Raw genomic sequence first — 252 nt, forward strand, 5'->3', positions numbered from 1 at the left:
GATATTCCTGTACCACCTCCCCGCCGTTTGAGTAATGGGGGGACGCAGTAGGATAGGGTAAGCGCGCTGCTGGATATGCGCGTTCAAGCAGTTAGGCTGATGAGTAGGCAAATCCGCTCATCATGAAAGCTGAGCTGTGATGACGAGGGAACTATAGTACCGAAGTTCCTGATTCCACACTGCCAAGAAAAGCCTCTAGCGAGGCGGGAGGTGCCCGTACCGCAAACCGACACAGGTAGGCGAGGAGAGAAT

At 54.4% G+C, this 252-nt stretch carries 1 rRNA gene; it reads left to right on the forward strand.

Annotation, left to right across the window (positions count from 1 at the left end):
• Positions 1–252: ribosomal RNA gene (locus AC0C45_RS30255) — 23S ribosomal RNA — on the forward strand; the annotation flags it as partial.

The sequence above is a fragment of the Priestia sp. VA7 genome, assembly GCF_055710015.1.